This window comes from Pseudooceanicola sp. HF7 (genome assembly GCF_011806405.1).
Classification (GTDB): Bacteria; Pseudomonadota; Alphaproteobacteria; order Rhodobacterales; family Rhodobacteraceae; genus Pseudooceanicola.
In genome coordinates this window covers 13,759-33,882 of the sequence record NZ_JAATOW010000014.1, presented here as the reverse complement: position 1 = coordinate 33,882, position 20,124 = coordinate 13,759, and the positions used below count along the sequence as shown (strand labels likewise).

Annotated in this window: 21 protein-coding genes and 1 pseudogene; 8 read left to right on the top strand and 14 right to left on the bottom strand. The window is 62.9% G+C overall.

Going from position 1 to position 20,124, the window contains the following annotated elements; genetic code table 11:
* Window positions 1–246: 246 nt before the first annotated feature.
* The 3 genes from HCZ97_RS10150 to HCZ97_RS10140 all read right to left on the bottom strand — a co-directional run bounded on the left by HCZ97_RS10150 (window position 247) and on the right by HCZ97_RS10140 (window position 2,773).
* A complete protein-coding gene (locus tag HCZ97_RS10150) occupies window positions 247–438 on the bottom strand; it encodes a hypothetical protein (RefSeq protein WP_167688594.1) in 192 nt (63 codons plus the stop codon).
* Between the two features lie 659 nt (window positions 439–1,097).
* Window positions 1,098–1,508, bottom strand: coding sequence for a VOC family protein (locus HCZ97_RS10145; protein WP_167688593.1), 411 nt, complete (start codon window positions 1,506–1,508; stop codon window positions 1,098–1,100).
* Between the two features lie 383 nt (window positions 1,509–1,891).
* Complete coding sequence (locus HCZ97_RS10140; RefSeq protein ID WP_167688592.1) at window positions 1,892–2,773, bottom strand: EamA family transporter; 882 nt, start codon at window positions 2,771–2,773, stop codon at window positions 1,892–1,894.
* An 83-nt stretch (window positions 2,774–2,856) separates the two neighbouring features.
* Between HCZ97_RS10140 and HCZ97_RS10135 the strand changes: the two genes are divergently transcribed.
* On the top strand, window positions 2,857–3,354 hold the full coding sequence (locus HCZ97_RS10135; protein WP_167688591.1) for a MarR family winged helix-turn-helix transcriptional regulator: 498 nt from the start codon (window positions 2,857–2,859) through the stop codon (window positions 3,352–3,354).
* Between the two features lie 183 nt (window positions 3,355–3,537).
* Here the strand turns inward: HCZ97_RS10135 and HCZ97_RS10130 are convergent, their stop codons facing one another.
* Together HCZ97_RS10130 and HCZ97_RS10125 are read right to left on the bottom strand one after the other, a co-directional pair.
* A complete protein-coding gene (locus HCZ97_RS10130; RefSeq protein WP_167688590.1) occupies window positions 3,538–4,389 on the bottom strand; it encodes a sigma-70 family RNA polymerase sigma factor in 852 nt (283 codons plus the stop codon).
* Window positions 4,379–4,840 (bottom strand): carboxymuconolactone decarboxylase family protein, encoded by a 462-nt coding sequence (locus tag HCZ97_RS10125; RefSeq protein ID WP_254871455.1) that lies wholly within the window; start codon window positions 4,838–4,840, stop codon window positions 4,379–4,381. The genes HCZ97_RS10130 and HCZ97_RS10125 overlap by 11 nt, the downstream gene beginning before the upstream one ends.
* A gap of 1,144 nt (window positions 4,841–5,984) precedes the next feature.
* Here HCZ97_RS10125 and HCZ97_RS10120 point away from each other — a divergent pair.
* The gene (locus tag HCZ97_RS10120; protein ID WP_217701760.1) at window positions 5,985–6,314 is read left to right on the top strand and encodes a DUF4440 domain-containing protein; all 330 of its coding nucleotides are present in this window, start codon (window positions 5,985–5,987) and stop codon (window positions 6,312–6,314) included.
* A 309-nt stretch (window positions 6,315–6,623) separates the two neighbouring features.
* Here HCZ97_RS10120 and HCZ97_RS10115 read toward each other — a convergent pair whose 3' ends face one another.
* The 4 genes from HCZ97_RS10115 to HCZ97_RS10100 are packed head-to-tail and all read right to left on the bottom strand — an operon-like array spanning window position 6,624 to window position 10,805.
* Window positions 6,624–7,619, bottom strand: coding sequence for a HupE/UreJ family protein (locus tag HCZ97_RS10115; protein ID WP_368484354.1), 996 nt, complete (start codon window positions 7,617–7,619; stop codon window positions 6,624–6,626).
* Window positions 7,616–8,422 (bottom strand): peptidyl-prolyl cis-trans isomerase, encoded by an 807-nt coding sequence (locus tag HCZ97_RS10110; protein ID WP_167688587.1) that lies wholly within the window; start codon window positions 8,420–8,422, stop codon window positions 7,616–7,618. Before HCZ97_RS10110 ends, HCZ97_RS10115 begins: the two co-directional genes overlap by 4 nt.
* A 55-nt stretch (window positions 8,423–8,477) precedes the next feature.
* Window positions 8,478–8,882, bottom strand: coding sequence for a DUF302 domain-containing protein (locus HCZ97_RS10105; protein ID WP_167688586.1), 405 nt, complete (start codon window positions 8,880–8,882; stop codon window positions 8,478–8,480).
* A 3-nt stretch (window positions 8,883–8,885) separates the two neighbouring features.
* On the bottom strand, window positions 8,886–10,805 hold the full coding sequence (locus tag HCZ97_RS10100; protein WP_167688585.1) for a DUF3604 domain-containing protein: 1,920 nt from the start codon (window positions 10,803–10,805) through the stop codon (window positions 8,886–8,888).
* Window positions 10,806–11,441: 636 nt separating this feature from the next.
* Here HCZ97_RS10100 and HCZ97_RS20825 point away from each other — a divergent pair.
* Window positions 11,442–11,910 (top strand): annotated as a pseudogene (locus HCZ97_RS20825) (recombinase family protein).
* 82 nt (window positions 11,911–11,992) lie between these two features.
* Here HCZ97_RS20825 and HCZ97_RS10090 read toward each other — a convergent pair.
* Together HCZ97_RS10090 and HCZ97_RS10085 are read right to left on the bottom strand one after the other, a co-directional pair.
* The gene (locus HCZ97_RS10090; RefSeq protein WP_167688584.1) at window positions 11,993–12,439 is read right to left on the bottom strand and encodes an EVE domain-containing protein; all 447 of its coding nucleotides are present in this window, start codon (window positions 12,437–12,439) and stop codon (window positions 11,993–11,995) included.
* A 3-nt stretch (window positions 12,440–12,442) separates the two neighbouring features.
* Window positions 12,443–12,817, bottom strand: a complete 375-nt coding sequence (locus HCZ97_RS10085; protein ID WP_167688583.1) for a VOC family protein — start codon at window positions 12,815–12,817, stop codon at window positions 12,443–12,445.
* A gap of 65 nt (window positions 12,818–12,882) precedes the next feature.
* Here HCZ97_RS10085 and HCZ97_RS10080 point away from each other — a divergent pair, with 65 nt between their 5' ends.
* Entirely contained in the window at window positions 12,883–13,332 is a 450-nt protein-coding gene (locus tag HCZ97_RS10080) for a MarR family winged helix-turn-helix transcriptional regulator (protein ID WP_167688582.1), read from the top strand.
* A 266-nt stretch (window positions 13,333–13,598) separates the two neighbouring features.
* Window positions 13,599–14,708: a glycoside hydrolase family 5 protein gene (locus HCZ97_RS10075; RefSeq protein ID WP_217701759.1), complete on the top strand. Its 1,110-nt coding sequence runs from the start codon at window positions 13,599–13,601 to the stop codon at window positions 14,706–14,708.
* Window positions 14,709–14,840: 132 nt separating this feature from the next.
* Here HCZ97_RS10075 and HCZ97_RS10070 read toward each other — a convergent pair whose 3' ends face one another.
* Entirely contained in the window at window positions 14,841–15,206 is a 366-nt protein-coding gene (locus tag HCZ97_RS10070; protein ID WP_167688580.1) for a nuclear transport factor 2 family protein, read from the bottom strand.
* Window positions 15,207–15,477: 271 nt separating this feature from the next.
* On the opposite strand from HCZ97_RS10070, the gene HCZ97_RS10065 reads away from it, so the two are divergent.
* The 3 genes from HCZ97_RS10065 to HCZ97_RS10055 all read left to right on the top strand — a co-directional run bounded on the left by HCZ97_RS10065 (window position 15,478) and on the right by HCZ97_RS10055 (window position 18,215).
* Window positions 15,478–16,059 (top strand): hemerythrin domain-containing protein, encoded by a 582-nt coding sequence (locus HCZ97_RS10065; protein WP_167688579.1) that lies wholly within the window; start codon window positions 15,478–15,480, stop codon window positions 16,057–16,059.
* A gap of 498 nt (window positions 16,060–16,557) precedes the next feature.
* On the top strand, window positions 16,558–17,082 hold the full coding sequence (locus HCZ97_RS10060; protein WP_167688578.1) for a TetR/AcrR family transcriptional regulator: 525 nt from the start codon (window positions 16,558–16,560) through the stop codon (window positions 17,080–17,082).
* Window positions 17,079–18,215 (top strand): MFS transporter, encoded by a 1,137-nt coding sequence (locus tag HCZ97_RS10055; protein ID WP_167688577.1) that lies wholly within the window; start codon window positions 17,079–17,081, stop codon window positions 18,213–18,215. Before HCZ97_RS10060 ends, HCZ97_RS10055 begins: the two co-directional genes overlap by 4 nt.
* Window positions 18,216–18,311: 96 nt before the next feature.
* Here HCZ97_RS10055 and HCZ97_RS10050 read toward each other — a convergent pair whose 3' ends face one another.
* Both HCZ97_RS10050 and HCZ97_RS10045 read right to left on the bottom strand, forming a co-directional pair.
* A complete protein-coding gene (locus tag HCZ97_RS10050; protein WP_167688576.1) occupies window positions 18,312–19,271 on the bottom strand; it encodes a YihY/virulence factor BrkB family protein in 960 nt (319 codons plus the stop codon).
* Between the two features lie 294 nt (window positions 19,272–19,565).
* Window positions 19,566–20,111, bottom strand: coding sequence for a TetR family transcriptional regulator (locus tag HCZ97_RS10045; protein ID WP_175581697.1), 546 nt, complete (start codon window positions 20,109–20,111; stop codon window positions 19,566–19,568).
* Window positions 20,112–20,124: the final 13 nt, after the last annotated feature.

The window sequence follows — 20,124 nt, the reverse complement described above, 5'->3', positions numbered from 1 at the left end:
GATTTCGGAACGGCTTGAAGACGAATTCCGGGCAAAGCCGCCGCCGTTGAGGGGGGCCGCAATCATGCAAGGCAATTCGCAAAACGACGACGAAACCACATCGCGCTGTGCCCTGCACGAAAGTTGGAGGTCCGCGATGAGCCAAAGTCAAATGGATCAAAGAGCTGAAAGCAGTCTGTGTCTTTCTTGGCTACAGACCGGTCATTCGCTGCGACAAGGGTGAAAATCGGCTTTGGGCCGGGCGCGTCATGCGACCACGCTAGCCTGCGCACGCTGCACGCCGCGCCGCCGCATGACCGCTTCGAGCCCAGATTGAAGGAAGCTGCATAGCGAACCAATGGCTTCTTTCAGGCCAATGTCTGTTGAGGCTCCGCAGCCCCCTGCGGTATAACACTTGCAGTCATCATAGGAGATCTCAGCATTGAAGGTGTTTGCCATGGTGGCCCTTTTCGCCGCAGTTTTTAGCACTGAGACCACGGCTGAAGTGACCAGGGCCGGACCGGCAGCCGTACTTTGTAGCGAACGCTCGGAGCTGACATACGATAATTTGCTTGCGAGGCAGTCTGTCATGTGGGCGGAAGGCTACTGGACCGCATTCAACATCGTACTTGCGGATAATTGTATGCTGCAGAGAGACTTGATCGGGTTGCAAACTGACAGGGCCCAGGTATGGGAGGAGTTGAAAAATCTTCTGCGACCGATTTGAAGATCATGATTTGCAGGCCGCAGCTTTTGGCGTGTTGATGAAACAGCCAGCTGCCAATGCCAAACCAAAGCCACAGTGCAATTAACGTAGCACCTGAGCCCAGGTCAGGTGGGCCCGACGGTTCTGTAGAACATGCGGCGATACTAACGTCTTTTCTAAGATACCGGGAACGTCAGCAGACCTGGGTGCAGTTGCAGCTGAAACGCGGTTCGTTAGCGCAGCAGATCTTGCGACGCCGTTGGGGTTTGCAATCGTGGCGAAAGGCAGCTTTGGCGGGCCGCGCTGCGGCATTCTGATCCAGGGGGAAGGTCCGCTGTGGGGCCACGAGCGCCGCGAGAGGGGGGACGAGGTAGTTGGAGCTTGCGCGGCGCCGCATGTCTGCTTCCAACCCTTAGTTGCCTGTTCCGCTCCGGTCGGTACGGACATACTCGATCAGATCCCAACGATTACCCCACGGGTCCTTCCAGACGACGACACGCCCGTAAGGTTCGTCGCGCGGTGGCGTTTCGAACTCAACTTTTGCGGCTTTAAGCCGCTCGTAGTCACGTGCGAAATCTTCAGTTTCCAGGAAAAGCCAGACACGTCCACCGCCCTGTACTCCGATAGCCCAAGACTGTCGATCATCGGCAGCGCGGGCGAGCAAGATCTCGGTTTCTGCTCCCGGGGGGGCGATCCGTACCCATCTTTTTCCGTTTCCAAGGTCTGTATCCTCACGGCACTCAAAACCAATGCTACGGAAGAAATCGAGAGCTTTGTCGTAATCCGGGATCAGCAATGAAAAATGGGAGATGCGGACGGGCATAAAGGGGCTCACGACAGGAGGATAAGGGACCAAGCTTAAAGCACAGTTTTGCTTGGCTTGCACGGGGGCGGAATTCTGGATGACAGCTTCGGCCGTTCAGCTGATCTCGACAACAGACAGAATGCTGCGCGACAGTGGCAAAGGCCGCTTCTGGCAATGATCCTGCCTTTATTGCACGCTCGGCTTAGTGCGCGAATGGAGGGTAGGCTTGTTGTTTCCATGATGGATCCTCCGATCCACCACGCCCCCTCACATCGACAACCCGACGTTGAGAAGGCACTGTAGCACATGATGCTTCGTCGCATCCGAGGTCAGCTTAGAGCCCATTTTGATTGCTACGGCAAAGTCTGGCAATATCCGTTTCCGCGGGACGGCCCGAGGCTTCACCTCGGGCCTTCGGGTGCCACCGGGGCGCCATTGCGGAGCGCGTGTTGTCCCAGCCAGACGCCAGCCAGGACCAGAACCATGCCGCTGGCCTGGAACAGGCTCAGCGTTTCGCCTAGAAGGACCAGCCCGAGCAGTGTCGCGGCGATGGGACTGAGGAACCCCAGTGGAGCCACGGCGGCAGGGCCAAGCCGGGCAATGCCGCGGAACCAGAAAAAGTAGGTGACCGCCCCGCCAATCAGGCTCAGGTAGAGGAAGCCGAGCACCGCATTCAGATCGAGCGGCGGCAACGCAGGTTCCGCAAAAAGCGCCACTGGCAGCAGCAGCAAACCACCGGCGGTCAGCTGCCACGAGGTGAAGGTGAGGGCAGGGACCGGCGGCTGCCATTTCCGGGTCAACACGGTGCCGAAGGCCATGGAAATCGCGCCGCCAAGGGCCGCAAGCACCCCCAGGCCATCCAGCGCGGCACCACTAGGTGACAGAACCAGGAGCGCCACGCCAAGAAGGCCCGCGATCCCGGCGATCACCGCAGCCGGCGGGGTGCTTTGCCCCAGCAGCCATTTGGACAGGTACAGCACGATCAGCGGCTGAATGGCGCCAACCGTCGCGGCGACGCCGCCAGGCAGCTGATAGGCGGCGACAAACAAAAGCCACCAGAAGATCGAGAAGTTGAGCGCGCCAAGCACGACGGACCGGACCAGCCACACGCCATGCGGAAGCTGGCGGGTCAGGAGCAGCAGCAGCAGGCCTGCGGGCAATGCGCGCAGCACCGCAGCGGTCATCGGATACCCGTCCGGCAGCAACTGCGTCGTGATGATATAGGTGCTGCCCCAGATCATCGGCGCAAGCGCCGCCAGAAACAGGTCAAGCGGGCGGGACATAGGAGGTTCCTTTTCATTATCTTGACGTCGAGATATATTCCAGAAATCTTGACGTCAAGATATCCTCTCGGTAAAAGGCCGACATGGATGCAGTGGACCAGATACTTGAGCAATGGCGGCAGGCGCGGCCGGACCTGGATGTCAGCGCTATGGGCCCGATTGGACGGCTCTCACGCGTGTTCCATCACCATTCCCGCCAGATGAACGAGACCTTCGCCCGGCATGGCCTGAACGCCGCCGGCTTCGATGTGCTGGCGACGCTGCGTCGGGCCGGGCCTCCCTTTGCCTTGTCACCGGGGGAGTTGATGGCCTCGATGATGATCACCTCCGGCACGATGACCAACCGCATCGACCAACTGATCAAACAGGGCCTCGTCACGCGGGCCAAGGATCCGGGGGATGCCCGCCGCGCGGTGGTCAAGCTGACCAAGACGGGGTTCGACCTCATCGACCAGGCTGTCGCCGCGCATGTGGAGACACAGAACACCCTGCTGGCAGCGTTGTCCGATGCGGAGATCGCGGGGCTGGACGAAGGCTTGCGCAAGCTGTTGGTGGCGGCAGAGCAGGATGGCGGACATTGACGCAGTCGCAGAGAACGTCCGCTTAGTCCGACAGAGCTGATGTCCGACCGCCATGGGGGAGCGCACGGCGAACGGCTGCTTCGATGTACCGCGCAGCGGCGCCCTGATCCAGGTCTGGGGGTCGGCATGGGGCCGCGATTGCCTAAGATCGGGCAGGGCGGGCGGTTGCGAAGGCGGCCGTGCTCAGTGCGGCAGAAGGCCGGTCAGCTTTTCGGGATTGCGGGTGATGTACAGGGCCTTGATGCGGCCATCCTCGATCGCGAGCGCGGTAATTTGCAGGTTGCCGTCGTTGCGGCTGATAAAGCCCGGCAACCCGTCAATTACCCTAGCACCCAGAAACTGCATCTGCGCGCCGAACTTGCGCTGAAGGCCCTGGAAGAGCCTGACGAGGTTCGTCGCCCCCTCGATGACATTCGGGTAGGAACTGACCCGCCCGCCACCATCGGAATAAAGCATCGCGTCCTCGGCGAGCATCTTGTTCAGGGCCGAGGCATCGCCTGAACGGCAGGCGTGAAAGAAGGCCCGGGCGATGGAGTGGCCCGTATCGCGTGGCACCTCGTAGCGGGGGCGGTCGATCCGTACATGTGCCCGCGCACGACTGGCAAGCTGGCGCGTCGCCGAAGCGCTGCGGTCCAGCGTGGTTGCAACCTCGCTCAGCGGCTGGCCGAAGACGTCGTGCAGCAGGAAGGCCGCGCGTTCTAGCGGTGACAGCCGCTCCAGCGCCATCATCAGCGAGAGCGTCAGGTTGTCCTCGCGCAGTGCGTCGTCGACCTCCTCGATCAAAGGTTCCGGCAACCACGTGCCGGGATAGGTCTCGCGCCGGGCGCGGGCAGATTTCATCTGGTCGAGACAGAGCCGCGAAACCACCCGCGTCAGCCAGGCGGCCGGTACCTCCACGGCCTCTGCGTGCTGCCAGCGCAGGAAGGCCTCTTGGACCATGTCCTCGGCCTCGGCATGGCTGCCGAGCATGCGATAGGCGAGACGGAGCAGCCGCGGCCGCTCCGTCTCGAAATTCAGTGCCGGATCAGGCCGCATCGGCCTGCACCGGGGGCAGGGTGGTGGCATGTGGCACGCGCAAGCCCGCCTGCACCCTGTTCCAGAGGTTGATCGCCCCGATGGAGAGCGTGAGCCAGGCACGTTCGTCGGTGTCGAAGGTCGCCTCGACCGGCGCCCAGTCCGCATCCGGTGCGCCCGTGTCGGAGAGGCGGGTCAGTGCCTCGGTCCAGCTAAGCGCCGCGCGCTCGCGTTCCGAGTAGAGCGCGCTTTCGCGCCAGCCGGATAGCATGTGCAGCCGCAGCGGCGTCTCGCCGTCCTTCAGCGCCTCGGCCACGTGCATCTGGATGCAGAAGGCGCAACCGTTGATCTGGCTGGCGCGCAGCTTTACCAGGTGGACCAGCAGCGGCTCGAGCGTGCTGCGCTGGATGGCGGCTTCGACCGCGAACATCGGCTCGAAGCCGGCCTTGGCGCGTTTCATATGATCGGTCATTCGAGGTGTCATCGTCGTCTCCGTTGTAGTGTGACACGGTGTTGACGACATAGCAGCAGGCGATGTGACACGACGGGCCAAAAAATCTGCGCGGAGCGCGAGGAAAATGGAAGGTGCCGCAGCGAGCCACGGCAACCATCCTTTCAAAGACTGGTTCTCACACTCTGAACCTCGCGCTTTCCTCCAGGGTAAACGCTGGGCACTGCCTGTCGCTCGAGAGACCGGGCCCGGTCGTCCAGGCCACCTCCGGTTTGAGCCCGATTGGCAGGGAGCCACGCTGTTTCAGCGCGTGCGCGGGTGGGCTGGCAGAAGTGGCGCCTTCACCGGCTTACTGTAGACACGGCAGTTCCTGGTTTTGTAGCTCGGCGCGATCCGTAAGCTCATCCAGACCGGTGACCACGCTGGATCCACGAGATAAGCCCTTCGCCTCGTCTTTTTTCGCGACAAAGCCGTGGCTTACGGAAACTGCATCTTTAAAAGCTGATACTCTTTCTGCAGATCATTCCCGCCGTCGCCTTCATACACGGTAGGCAAGTTCGAGAAACCTCTTCGAACTTTTGCATGGCTGCGACAGAATTTCCCCTATGGGATAACGCAAGGGCCTCGCCCTCAAGTTTCTCGACCAACTGGCACTCCGGGCCGAGGTCGAAGGATTCTTGCCAAGTCGAGTTCATGAACTCCTCCATTGGCCGGCATTACGTCCTGAAAGATTAGAAAATACCCTTTGTTCGGTCATCAGTGCGGTGGGATATCCTTGCTTGCAGAAGGATAACAAACCTATCCTTTTGGATAAGAGCCTTCATAGCAGAGCGGAAACCGGGCTTCTTCTGCATCCGGCATCAACGGTAGCTGTGCTCCGTTGAGCGGACCTTAAAGCTGGTGGGGTGTGACTTGCCTTTCTGGCACTCCCGGCCCATGGCGGACATCCAGACCCAGCTCAGATAGCGGTAGTGCGTCGGTCAAAGCTGCCGTTTGCCGCGCGTGTGAACTCTGGCGAGATTGTGCCGTCGGCTGAGCGGACTTTGCCGGCGTTCGACCTTCGCCTTGATATGTCTACACTCATCTGGAATTCTTGCCGTCTCTGTTTCCTATATCGAGGTAGGGAGTGATTTTGGCACCAGAGGATAGATCTGCGTTGATGGCCTTGGAAGAAGCACTTTGGCGGGCCGAAACACGCTTTGATCCGGTCTTCATGGATCAAGTATTCTCTTCGGATTTTCTGGAGTTCGGCAGGTCAGGACGCAGATATGAACGAGCGGAGATGCTCTTCGAGGCCGATCCAAACGCTGAAATCAAAGCGTTGCTGCCTCTACCGGACTACTCAGTCGAATTGGTCGCTCCTGACGTGGCCCTCGCGACATACACCAGTGAGGTAAGGACCGGCGATAAGATCGAGATCGGACGCCGGTCGTCGCTATGGGTCAAGGACAGCGGGCGATGGCAGCTCCGGTTTCATCAAGGCACACCTTGCTGACGCGTATTCGGGGCATGTCACCCATTAGTGAAAGGTGTCCTTCGCGCAGAACGCGGCATCGGTCATTCAGGGCCCACAGCCTAACTGCGGCGGCGCAGCGGACCGAAAACCTGGGGGACTGCGATGGTTGTTTCTCCTAGCCCACAGCCGACATTCGCGCCTGGCACGGGGCATGACCGGTCCCAGCCCAAAGCTGACATGCCTGCCACGCGGAGAAAGCCAGATACCGAGTATCGCACGGAGATTGGTCTGGTCATGATCCACGCAGGCGTCCGCTGACGACGCTGACTTCGATCGGAGCTCTCTGCGCTAAAACCCGGACAAACGCTCGATGACCCAGAAGGCCGCGGTGGTGCCGATCACGTAGCTGCCGGCATGGCTCAGCCCGGTGCCATGGCGGGCCAGCACCGGAAGGATCCGCCGGGCCAGTTCCCAAAGCGCCAACAGCACCGCGACAAAGGCCAGCTGCCCCAGTTCCACCCCGAGGTTGAAGGCCAGCAGGGCCAGTGGCACGTCACCCTGCGGCAGGCCGATCTCGTGCAGGGCACCGGCGAAGCCGAGGCCGTGGATCAGCCCGAAGCCGAAGGACACCAACGCCGGAGAACGCTCAGCCACGGGGTCGCGGCGCACGGGCGGCTTGGCCAATTCGAAGGCGAGGAAAACGATGGAGAGTGCGATGACCACCTCGACCGGCGCGGAAGGCAAGCGGAGCCAGCCGAACGTGGCCGCTGCGAGCGTGACGCTGTGAGCCAGTGTGAAAGCTGTGATCGCGAAGACCAGCCTGCGCGGCTGGCGCACGAGAAGCAGCAGCGCAAGCACAAAAAGCAGGTGATCGAGTCCTTCGAGGATATGGGTGAAGCCGAGCGCCACGTAGCTGGTGAAGACTTCGCCCCGGCCTGGCGTTATGGGTACGGTGAAGGCGGGCGCGGTTGCGGTCAGCCTGCGGGTTTGGGCCGCGCCAGGTTCCAGTTCGTAGCGTACCAACACGTCGGTGCGAGTGCGGCTGAGCCCGTCGATTGCGATCTCGCCCCCGGTGAGGCCCTCGGGGCAATGCGCCATGAAGGAGGATACCCAAGCCCGCCCGTCGAAGCCGGGCGCAGAGGCCGCGGTGGTCTCGCAGCCCGCAGGCAGGCGCGGCGCAATCGGCATTGGACGGCCGTTCACGTCCGGCATCCGCCAGCTCACCCGCCAGCGGCTGTCGCTCATGGCAGAAAGCTCGAGGTAACCGGGGTCTAGGGCATGGGCTTTGGCCCCGTGCGGCAGCACCGACAAGAGCAGCAGCAGGAGGGCGGCCAGCCGTCTCACTCCGCCCCCTCCGCCATCCCAGGCAGGGAGAGGCGATAGCGGCTCATCAGCTCCTCGGTGTAGCGGTCCCGCATCCGGCGGGCCTCGTCATAGCGCCAGTCCGCCAGTACTTTCTCTCGCTGACTGTCGAGTGGAGGCAGGGAGCCCTGCGTGACGTCGTCGAGCCGCAGCAGGTGTGGGCCATAGACACTGGTGAGCGGGCCGGCCCAGGTTCCGGGAGCCAGCTCGGCGACCTCGTCGGCGAAACCCGCGCCGAAGACCCGGTCGAGCGCCGGCAGGGCCATGGCCTCGATCCGGTGCGGAAGCTGCGTGGTGCGGCCCATCCCGTCGGGATCGGCTCCGCTGCGCAGGTCCGCGACAAGCGCCGAAGCCTCGGCGTCCGAGACGGCGGCGGGAAGCAGCACCTGCGTCAGGCTCATCCGCGCGGGTTCGGCATAGTCGGCGGCGTTGGCTTCGTAGTAGGCAGCGAGGGTGGCGGCATCGGGCTCCAGCGCGGCGGCGGGTGCTTCAGCGAGGAATTCGACCTTCGCGCGCAGGCGGTTGCGGATCATCGCGTCGCCCTGATCCAGTCCAAGGGCGCGCCCTTCGCGGACCATGGCTTCCTCGATGGCCCAGTCCCGCACCAGGGCCTGGGCCTCCTCCGTCGTGGGCGCACGGCCCCACCCGGCATAAAAATCATCGGCAAGGCGGTCGGCCTCGGCCTCGGTCAGGGTGATGACGTCGTCGCGGGGCGGAGCGGCGTCTGGCGCCGCGGTCAGCCCATAGACACCGAAGATCAGCCCGCCGAGCACAAAGAAGTGCACGAGCGGCGAGCGCAGCGTGGCCTGGAGCGGTGTGGAAAGAGACATCGTTACCCCGTCACTGGCCCTGAAGCGCGGCGGCAACACGGCCGAGCCGCGCGCCCGCATCCTCCGCCAGTTCCGCGATCTCGGGTGCCTCACCCAGGTCGCCCATGGCCATCATCTGGCCCGCATCCACCAACCGGACGAGCGCCCCGTCCGGGCCCTCTTCGACAGTGACATTGCAGGGCAGCAGCAGGCCCACGTCTGGACGGGCTGTCACCGCGCGGTGGGCGAGGCCCGGATTGCAGGCCCCCAGGATCGTGTAGCGCCGGAAACTCTGGCCCAGCTTCTCTGCGAAAGCCTTGTCGAGGTCGATCCGGGAGATGATCCCGAAGCCCTCCTGCGCCAGGGCCGCAGTCACCCTCTCGATGGCCTCATCGAAGGGGCCACCGAGCGCGATGGTGGTTCCGAAGTCCGCCATGGGTCACTGCCCTGCCGAGTACCAGATCGGCGAGGTATAGGCCCGCTCGGTCACGGTCATAGGCACATCGTCGGTGAAGGTGCTCTCTTCGAAATAGGCCGCGTCATAAGCGGTCCAGCGCGGCGTCGGGATCTCCATCACCCGGGCATAGTAGAAGGCGTCGAGCAGCGGGTCGAACTCCGGATCGGTCCAGACGGTGATCAGTTCCGGCCTACCGATGGTGTTGGTCCACGTGGCCTTCTCCACATCCACCGTGTCACCCACAGCGGGCAGCTTGCCATCCGCGCCGGGGGCACGGTCGCCGGACCAGGCGACATCGAAGATCTTCTCCTGCATCTCGCCGGCGGCATCGACCCATCCCTTGATGATCTGAATGCGGTCGAGGTTGCCGGAATAGGGATCCTTGATCGCAGCCACGAGGAAGCTCGGCGCCTCTGCGCCTTCTGGCGCGGGGGGCATGTCGGCGCCCATGGGCACGCCCTTGCCATAGCCGATGGCCCCGGGGTTGCGGCCAAGCGCGTCCTCCTCCGCGAAGCCCCAGCCGCCGAAGAAGCGCACGCCGATCCGCGTGCCGGTGGTGCCGTAGACCTCCTTGCGCTTCAGCGCATCCCAGATCGCCGCGCGGGTGTTCTCGGCCGCCCAGACGGCGGTCAGCCCGGAGGCTCCGAGTTTCCAGTCCTTCACGGTACGCCCGTCGAAGTCGAAAGCGTTGCCCGTGGACCGTTCGACGCCGGGCTCGGAGGTCGGGAACTTGCCGAAGAAGTTGTTCTCCTCGGTGGAGGAGATACCGGTGTGCGCGTCGGTGGAGCCGAGTAAGCCGAACTTGAACGGGTTGGTGCCGAACTCATCCTCCAGCTTGAGGCCTCGCTTCAGGGCCTCGCGGGCATATTCGTAGTCGAGCATCCCGGGCTCCTTGGGCACCACGTTCAGATTGCCCTTGTCCCAGATCTCGAAGTCCGCGAATTCATCGGACGGCGCCAGCGACGGGTGCTGTTCGGAGGTGCCCTTGCCCTGCGTGACCTCGTAGAGCGGCTCCCACCGGGCGCGGGTCTCTGCCCATTCCGCGTCGATCGGCTTGCCGTCCGGCGTCTCGGTCGCGAACATCAGCCCGTTGGAGAGGTTGCCGTTGTGGGGGATCGCCAGAAGGCGGCCGCCGGTCTCGGCCTCATAGTTTTCCATCCAATCCCAGAGTTCGTTCGGAATCTCGGTGTCGAACGTGGTGAGGGGCCGGACCATGTCCGCCAAGGTCTTGCCGTCCCGGTAAATGATGTTGCGGTGCAGGTTGTTCCCTCCGCCGTAGTTCGACGTCCATTCATAGCCGATCAGAGCGGTGAAGACGCCGGGTTGGTTATGGCCCTCGACGATCTCCGTCATTTTCTGCCACATGTCCATCTGGGTGGTCTTGTCGGTCATCGCGGCAGGGACTTTTCCCTGGCCCTGAAGGGTGATCATTTCCATGACCACGTCGGCTGCAGCCTCACCGCCCTTGCGCATGTCGTCATGCCAGCGTTTCAGCGTCGGATCGGACATGAAGGCCGGATCGCCGTCGTAGATACTGGCCACGACACCGAGCGCGTCAGAATGATCGGCGACGACCATCCAGTCATAGGGGCGAGACAGTTTCACCTGCTGGCCGGTGTTCGACGTGATCTCGCCGCCTTTGGCGTATTGAAGCGCCTCATCCGGGCCGACGCGCGTGCCGCCCCCGAAGGCATCGGGCGACCACGAGGTATGCAGATGCTGTTCGCCCCAGAGCGGCTGGGCCGGATAATCGCGGCCCGCGTAGGGGGAATAGCCCGGCTGGTTAAAGAACCGCTCGATCTTCTCGGTGGTGAGGGTGCCCGCGTCGGTGGTCACCTGCGCGGCGAGCGGTGCCGCGGACAGGGAAGCGGCGAATGCAATGAAACAGATGCGTCGTGCCATGAGAATATTATCCTCTGCGGGGGAACATCGAAATTCACGTTTTCAATAGGCCGTTGGTCCCCTGCGGGGCGCCTCGAAAACTACCCTTGGTTGCATCCAGTCAATGCGACAATCGGATAAAAATCAATCATTTCTTTCGAATGCCTTTGCGGCGGGATGCAACGAAACAGTCGCAAACTGGACTTTCACAAGGGAAGAGAGACTTGGCCCGGGCCTCCGCAGAGCGAAGAAGCTCATGCCTGCTTTTGCGCGTCGGAGCCAGTCGTCCATAATGCAGCGGATGGCAGCTCTCCGACCTCCCAGCAAGATCTGTCGCTCCTGCGGCGGCGATGCATTGAGTGCAGCGAGCGGCAGGGACGTCCCGCACGAGCGTCATTTGTGAACGGTGAGCGAATGACCGGGGGCTGTACTTTTGAGGATCGTTCAACGAACGTTTGTTTCCACCTCTTGCCCCTTCCTCTGCCGGAAAAACTATGTGTCGATACGGTGGTATAATTGTTTGTCGCTGATGGGGGCTCTTGCGACACTTGACTGATAACAAACCTCCGCATTGGCTATGCCCGCTGCTCCACCGACGCTCAAGCTCTCGCCGCGCAGCGCGCGGCGTTGGAATACCTTGGCGTGGCCTCCGAGTGAATCTACACCGAGTCTGGGCTGATCGGCCGGAACCGCGACCGGCCCGGGCGCTGGCTGCCGTGCGCGCGGGCGAAAAGCTTGTGGTGTCGACGTTTGACCGGCTGGCCCGCTCGGTGACGGGCGCGCGCGACATCGCACATGGGCTAGCTGAGAGCGGGGTGCGGCTCGCGCTAGGAAGCACGGTCTACGACCCAGCCGATCCGATGGGACGGATGTTCTTCAACGTGCTGGCGACCTCGCTGAGTTCGAAGCCGACCTAATCCGGCTTCGCACCCGCGAGGGCATGGCGGTGGCCCGCGCCAAAGGGAAGCTGAGGCGCAAGAAACCATAGCTTTCCGACCGGCAGGCGGCGGAGCCGACACGGATGCACGCAACTGGGGAGTATTCGGTGTCGGACTTGGCCGAGGTCATTTCGCTCTCGCGGCCAACCGCCTATCGCACGCTGGCGAGGCAGGTTGCGAAACATTGATGGTCGCCCCTCAAAGACCTTTGTGCTCGGCTCTATAAGTAAATGAGCCGAGGCCTCTTTGAACATGATGGGTGCTAAGCGGTCATCCGGTACCGTCCAGCTCGCCAGAGGGAACGCCCATTGCCTCTGCGATAAGCCGCATGTCGTCCAGGGTAATGCGTCGCTTGGGCCCGCGCAGAAGCAATCCCCAGTTCCCCGCGTGATGGCGCGTGAAGTCGAGGACCTCCAGAAGCGGACGAATGGGGGCGGGCCGTGCCTTGGTAATATAGTCGACATCGACCCGGTAGGGATTGAAGTCCATCGCCTGCGCCGCATGGTACGGGGTTTCGGAGGTGACGCGCCCGAGGGCCGTAAAGGACTGAACAGGCGCGCCGGTCCCCATGCCTTCACGCGGCGCATAATAGGCAAGCCAGTCCCCCTTGCGCAGCGCCCGGATGGCATCGTGCCTGCCATGGCCCAGCTGCGCAAAGCCGCCTGCGACGCCCCCACGGACATGCTCCGCGGAGGCTATGCCGATCCAGCAGGTCATCGCTCAATCTGCCTGCGCGACGGTATGCGCGGTGATCGAATAGCCGAAAGGATCCTCGAAGGCGAAGTAGCGGCCAAAGGGGCCATCCTTGGGCGGGAAGGCGATCGTAACGCCCTTGTCCGTGAGGTGGTCATGCAGCGCGTCGGCGTCGTCACAGCCGAACCAAAGGGCAATCCCATGGCCGAGGGGGCGCGTCTCTTCCAGGTCGACAACCGGGGTTCGTACGGCGAAGGGGATCGGCCTGGTGTCGAACACCACCGCGCCCGAAGGTGCGTAGGGTGCAAGGGGCAGCCCGACGACCTCGGTGTAGAAGGTGCGGGCGGCATCCAGGTCTGCGACCTGGATGCCAATAAAGCCGGGTCCGATAAGATGGGGCATGAGGATTGTCTTTCACAGGCTGGGAGGTTAAAGTCAGGGAGCTGATATAATATAAGCCTACTGATATGACAAGCGCCCATACACCCTCCGCCTCGGATGACTCCGCCTTCGAGGCCCATCACTCGCTTGGCTACGCGATCAAGCGCGCGCAGCAGGCGCTTCGCCTGCACATGGACCGGCAGCTGAAGGGGCTTGGTCTGACGGCTCCGCAGTACAACGTGCTGTGCAGCCTCGAAGCGGAGCCCGGCGCGTCCAATGCACGGCTGGCGCGGCGGGCCTTCGTAACGCCGCAGACCATGCAGTCGATGCTGGTGAAACTCGACCGGGCCGGTCTGATCGAACGAACCCCCGATGCCGAGCACGGGCGCATCCAGCGGACGCAACTTACCAAGGCCGGTCAGGACGTGTTGCAGCAGGCGCATCGATCCGTGCGTGAAACGGAGAAGATCGCCCGCGATGCGGCATCGCCAGACGCGGCCGAGATGCTGCTGCGGATCGCGGAGGCTCTTTCTTAGACTCCAGTGCCGGACCTGCCAGACGGACCTTAGCCAAGAGGAACCAAACCAATGGGCTTCAAGGGGCCCTGCGGCTGCGAAATCACGTGAACGGGCAACTGGCGCCCTGCGGGCCAATGTTGTTAACTCCAGTTAACAGGCCTTGGGAAAGCTGCCTGTCTCCTTGGTTGATCATCTCTAGCTGGAGCGAAATGATGCGCTGGATCCTCCTGTGTCTTGCCACGCTCGGGCTCTTGCAGCCCCAGTCTGCCCGGTCCGCGGATCTCATGACGTTTTGGGATAGCCCGCAAAAAGGCGGCAATGCCTTCAACGCCAAACCGGCGGACAGCAGTTATTTCACCGCCCTGACGGATACCGGGGCCAGCTGGGTCCGCCTGACCTTCAGCAAGTGGAAAGGCGAGGGGCGGGATTTCCTGATCGGAGATGCGGACGATTACCAGGGGCTGGTGCCTGAGGATCTGACCATCCTGAGGCATCAGCTGGACGCGGCCCAGGCGGCTGGCTTGAAAGTGGTCATTGTGCCACTGACCTTGCCGGGCGGACGCTGGACGCAACACAACGGTGGCAGCTACGATGACCGGATATGGTCCGATCCAGACTATCAACAGCAGGCCATCCGCTTCTGGGCGAATCTGGCGGTGGCGCTCAAGGATCACGAGGCGGTCGCGGGCTACAATATCGTCAATGAGCCCGCACCGGAGAAGACCGGTGGCCCGGAAGAGAACGCCTCGGATCAGGACCTGCGTGCCTGGCAGGCCGGGCAGGATGGCGGCCTACGGGATCTGCGCGATTTCTACGACCGAACCATTGCCGCGATCCGCGCTGTCGACCCGGTGACCCCTGTGATGGTTGACGCCGGCTGGTACGCCAACCCCCGGTCGCTCTCCGCCTGGCCGGCGCCGCTTGCGGATGACCGGGTGCTCTATGCCTTCCACATGTATGAACCCTATGCCGCCACCAGCGCGCCGAACATGCGGCGCGACCAGCCGCTTCGCTACCCCGGCGTGCGGACGGACTACGCGGGCGGTGAGCTGACCTGGGACCGGGCGGCCGTCACCGCCCATATCGAAACGGCCTTCGACTGGGCGGAAGGGCAGGGCCTTCCGGCAACCCGCATCGTGGCATCGGAATTCGGATGTATGCGCCGCTGGCCCGATTGCGGAGCCTACCTGGGCGATGTCCTGGACGCGATAGATGCGCGCAGCGCGCACTGGGCCTTCTACGCCTTCCGGGAGGACGAATGGGAAGGCATGGACTACGAGTTACCCAGCAGCATGCCTCCGGGCCGTTTCTACTGGCTGAGCGAAGAGGGCCGCGCGGATGAGTTGCCGCGCGACGGTGCGCTTATGGATATCCTGAAAGAGCGGATGCAATAGCCGACGGGTTTTCAGAACCGCCGCCACGCCCGGCATGAACAATGTCCGGATCGCGGAGGAAGCTGCTGCTCTGCTTGCGCCAGTCAAAGGACGCTGGCCGGTTGGATTGAATGCGCCGCCTGAGCGGAAAAATCACTTATCCACTTCGCGGCGGTGCCACCATTCTTCGAGGCTTTCACAAACCAGGGGGTCCGAACCTTCGGAAAATCTCAGACGAAAGGTGCCATCCAGTTCTATGCGGCTTCCGTCTTTGACCCGCCGAAGACTGGCCTGCCAGCCCGCCGCCGCCTCGTTCCCGTTGATGGCCCAGACCTGCGAGGCAAAGGTGACGTCTGTCTGAGCGTCTGCCGCGCCCTCTTGCCAGTACTGCTGGATGGCTTGCCGGCCGATCATTGGGTCATCGAACGGCTTTTCACGATAAGTGGCCCCCTCTGAGAAGAGCGTGACAATCTGCGCCGGATCGCCCTTGACCCAGGCCTTGCCGTACTGGTCCACCATGACTGAACACCCTCAATATTCATGCTTTTCTGCCCTCACTCAGTTCACATGCTTTTCGGAGTATCACCATTTACGAGAGTCTTGGACCAAGAGCAAAAGGGGCCATTTCTGAAAGGCGCAGTCTCCGTGAACCGGGGCTCGAACCGGCCCTCTGCCGCGCATCGTGCAAAGGTCCTGTCAGAGCCGATCTCGGGGGCATCGGTCAGGCGAATGCCCAATTCGCACGGTCGTTGCCCTTGACTTGGCGCAAGCAGAGGCTTTCATGCGAAGCATGAAGGATATCACAACACTTTCGCTGGATGAGCTGACGCTTGACGAGGCCGCGCGGCCCAAGGCGCCAAAGGTTCCGGCAGCAACAGACATGCACCGCCGCCAAGGGCGACAGCTGGCGGCCATCCACCGCCACTATCTGATGGAGATGGCCCAGATTGGCGCGGTATTGGCGCGGATCGAAGCGGGAGACGCTCCTCCCGAGCATCTGAAGCAGATCATACTTTCTCTCGATATGGCGGAGAATTTACGGGCGTTCGGAAATCTTTGCGGGCGCGAGTGCCGGGCCCTCAAGATCCACCACGACATTGAGGGGTTCGATATGTTCCCCCGGATCGAGGCCGCTGGGGAAGGTATGTTTCGAGAGGTCGTTGCCAAACTGCTGTCAGAGCACGAGGTGGTCCACGAGTTGATCATCCGTCTAAGCCGCGCTGCGGACGCGCTGATGGCAGATCCGCAAGAGGCGAACTTCGCTCATGCCGCAGCCACGTACCGGAAGCTTGAAGAGGTCGTCCGCTCCCATTTCGGCTATGAAGAAACGGAATTGGTGGAGGCCATCGGCTATTACCTCGGATCGGTCTGAAGGCGGATACGGACCAGCTATGCAGCTTCCGTTGCTGCGTTTTCACATCTTGCCCCACCGGCAGGCGCGTAGTGTGCGTGCGTGGGTGGTCTTCCTTTGTCTGGAGGTCGGCGGCCATGGCATTCACGAGATAATGCACTCTAAGGTCATCCTATTTTACCAAAAACGGGCAACCTCCGGGCATTCCACCTCTCATTAGGCCAGACCAGGATCGATCACACTGTCAGATACCTCTGGCGGTAGCTGGCAGAGGCACTGGCGCTCGCCGAAACTATCGAAATTTGAAGGCACTGGCCGTCTTGGCGGGCGTTTTATAGCTGCTGTGCACCGCTTGTCTGGTGCCGGCACGCGGCCCATTGAGCCGGCTTTTCGCGGCGGTCGCGATGTCGAGGCAGCCCCGAGCGAACGTCCCGCGGACGAAGGCATCCTCGGCCCTGCTGCCTTGAAAAGTAAAACGAACGTTTTACATTAATGTCCATGGCCCGAAGGAGGATTACCATGGAGATTATGACCAAGCTTACCACCGCCGCCGAGCGGCTCTTTGACCGGCACGGCTACATGGCCACCGGTATGGACCGTCTGACAGAGGCCGCGGGGATGTCGAGCCGGACGCTCTACAAGCATGCCGGCAGCAAGGCGCAGCTCATGGCTCGGGTGCTCAGCGAGCGCGACCGGCGATTCATGGCGCGGCTCGATGTGCAGACCGTCGACGGGCTTTTTGCAGCCCTGGAAGACTGGGTGCGGGTCGAGGGCACGCGAGGATGCCTGTTCCTGCGCTCGCGCGCCGAGACCGGCGGCGATACGCCCGAAATCGCCGAGGCCGTTGCAGCGCACAAGACGGCGTTTCACCATCGGATCGAACAGGTCGTCGCAGCAGACCTTGGCCGCGACGACCCGGTCCTGGCCGAACAGGTGCTGGTTCTTCTTGAGGGGGCAACCCATGCGGCGGTCTACCGGGGGGGCGACGCCGTGTCCGCAGCACGGGCGGCGGCGGCCATCCTGATCGAGAGGGTACAATCATGAGCCCCGCCCTTCGCATCGGCGCGACAGGCTTCGGCCTGATCGCGGTCTGCTACGGCTTTGCTCGTTTCGCCTTCGGCCTGTTCCTGCCGCAGATCGACGGCGACCTGAGCCTCGGTCCCTCGCTCAGCGGGATCATCTCTGGCGGCGCGTTTGCCGGCTACTGCATCGCTATTATCGCGTCCGCGGTGCTGACCGAGCGGATTGGCGCGCGCGCGGTTGCCGTGGGGGCCGCCATGGTCGCTGCTGTCGGCATGGCCGGGATCGCGCTTGCGCCCACGCCAATGATCCTTGCCATTGCCGTTGTGGTGGCGGGATCGAGCACGGGCCTTGCCTCTCCACCCATGGCCGCCGCAGTAGCGGCCGCGGTGCAGAAGAGCCGTCAGGATCTCACGAACACAGTGATCAATGCCGGGACAAGCGCCGGGGTGGCCCTGTCGGGACCAATCGCCCTTGCCATTGCCGGGCAGTGGCGGCTGGCCTTTGGCGCGTTCGCCGCCCTGGCGGTGGTGCTTGCGGTTGCGGCTGCGGTCTCCCTTCCGGCCTCACGGGGCGGCGAGGGGGCGGGCGGTCTGCCCTCAATGAAGGGCCCGGTGGTGCGCCTGATCTGCGCGTCGTTCTTGATGGGGGCGGCAAGCACCGCCCTGTGGTCCTTCGGAGGCCAGCTCGTGTCGCAGCACCTGGGATGGGGGCCGACGGGCGCCGGGATCCTCTGGACCTGTATCGGCGCGGGCGGCATTGCCGGAGCCTGGGCCGGCACGCTCATCGACCGGTTCGGTCTCAACCCCGTTCACTGGGCCTTCCTGGGGCTGATGGCGGCGAGCATCCTTGCGGTCGGATCGGGCATTGCCCCGCCCGCATTCGTCTTGATCGGCGGCGCTTTCTTCGGCGCAGCCTATGTGATGTTGACGGGGGTCTACCTTGTCTGGGGCATCCGCGCCTTGCCGGAGCGTCCCGCGACCGGGCTCATGATCGGGTTCCTGACCATCGCCGTGGGCCAGACCGCCGGCGCCCCTCTCTTCGGGGTCCTGATGGCAGGTGCGGGGGCCGGGACCTCCGTAGTCTGGTTTGCCATCCTTGCGCTTGCCGCGGGCGTCTTCCGGACAGGTCGCGCAACCGAACCCGCAGCTGCTTAGCCATCGAAGATAGATACCGTCGAGTGCGTCATGTCACTTCGTGCAAGGGCTCGAAGCGGTCACGGGGCGCAGGATATGGCCAATACTACCGCCGTATCACGACTGATCGGCACCTGCTTTTGGCCCGCGCATCGCGCGCGTCAAGCGACGGATACGTATCGCCCGGTTGAGCTCTCCGCCAAAGATGAGAACCAGGGCAGCCAGGTACATGAAATAGAGCGCCGCAATAATCCCGGCGAGGCCTCCGTAGTAGCTTGCATAGGCCGCAAAGTGCCCGAGGTAGAAAGAGAAGGCGGCCGTCAGCACAATCCAGGAGACGACCGTGAACAAGACCCCGGGATAGATCGAGGAAAACCGCGTGCGGCGTGCCGGCAAAAAGACATGGGCCAGGAAAAGGGATGCGATGAGGATGAGCGCAGCCGACGGATAACGCGCGAGGCTGACCGTCACGGAGGCCGGATCGAAGTCGGGAAACAGGACGTGCAACCAGGAGCCGGCGCGCGGGGCCAGGACAAGCAGGTAGCCGACCAGCACCAGGACCAGGCTGGCGATCACCACCATCAGAGCCATCAGCGGATAGAGGATGTACCACGGGCGGGTCTCGCGCACACCGTAAGCGCGATTGAGGCCCACCCGGATGCCATCGACACCGCCAACCGCGAACCAGATGGTCAAGAGGATGCCAAGGGAAAGGACGCCACCGCGCTGGACAGTCATCACCTGGCGGACTTCCTTAACGATCGGCTCGATCAGCGCCTCCGGCACGATGGCGATGAGGAAAGAGATCAGATCTTCGGCCATGCCTTCATTCCCTATGAAGGCGGTCATCGAAGACGTGAAGATCAGGAACGGAAAGACGGCCATGAGCACGCGGAAGGCGACGTTTCCGGCCAACCCAAAGGCATCATCGCTCCATAGCCTCAGCCCGCCCTCGCGGCAGACGGCCCATGCCGCGCGCCAACCAGTCCCGCGCAGCAATGCTTCGGGGTTGTCGGTGACGATGCCATGCGTGATGACGGCATCACGCCCTGCTTCGGTCGGCGTACGATCAGCCATGCGACCTCTTTCGTTTTGAACTGATGTCTTAACTAGGTCGCTCATGTGGGCCTGACCACACGCCATCGTGTCCTTTAAGCACAGGCGCGCCATGACCGCCGATCGCCATGGATCGGATCTGGACTGCACGGGCTCCGTCAATCGAATTCACCAAGGGCGCTCTCTCGCGCGCCGCGGGGGCGCAATACTTGGCGCGACCGCAAAGGGAATTGGCACTTGGGCCAAAATGAGTGCCATGCCGTGTGAGGCTTTCCGTCTGCCGTCACCACGGCGATCAATGGACAGCAGCGCAGCTCAGGTCAGGGTCTTGAGGTCCCGTTCGGCGCGGTCGAGCCGTTCGGTCAACCCCGGCTTGGGGTTTTCCAGCCAGGCCACCGTGACCTGAGCGAAGACAGCCATTCCGATCTGCGCAGCAAGCGTAGCGCGGCCGTCGGGAACTTCGCGCGCGCGCAGCGCCTGCGCCAATGCCTCCGCGAGGGCTGCCAGCTTTGCCAACTCGCGTTCCTGGAGGGCGGGCGTTGCCGAAATCACCTTTTGCCGGGGCTCAGAGAAGGGACGGTTGGCTTCCAAAAGCGGGACGACCGACCGAAAGGCCAGGAACAGGGTCTCGAGCGGCGCCACATCTTGCGGCACGTCTTCGATCGCGGAAAGGAGCGCCTCCAGAAGCACCGCCTGCCCATCGAACAGCACCTCGCGCTTGTCGGCGAAGTGCCGGAAAAAGGTACGCTCCGTCACGCCTGCATGGGCGGCGATCTCAGCGGCCGTGGTGCCTTCGAACCCCCGTTCCCGAAACAACTTCACCGCCGCCTGTTGTAGCCGCGTCCGCGCCGTATCTGCCAATTCTGCATCCTCT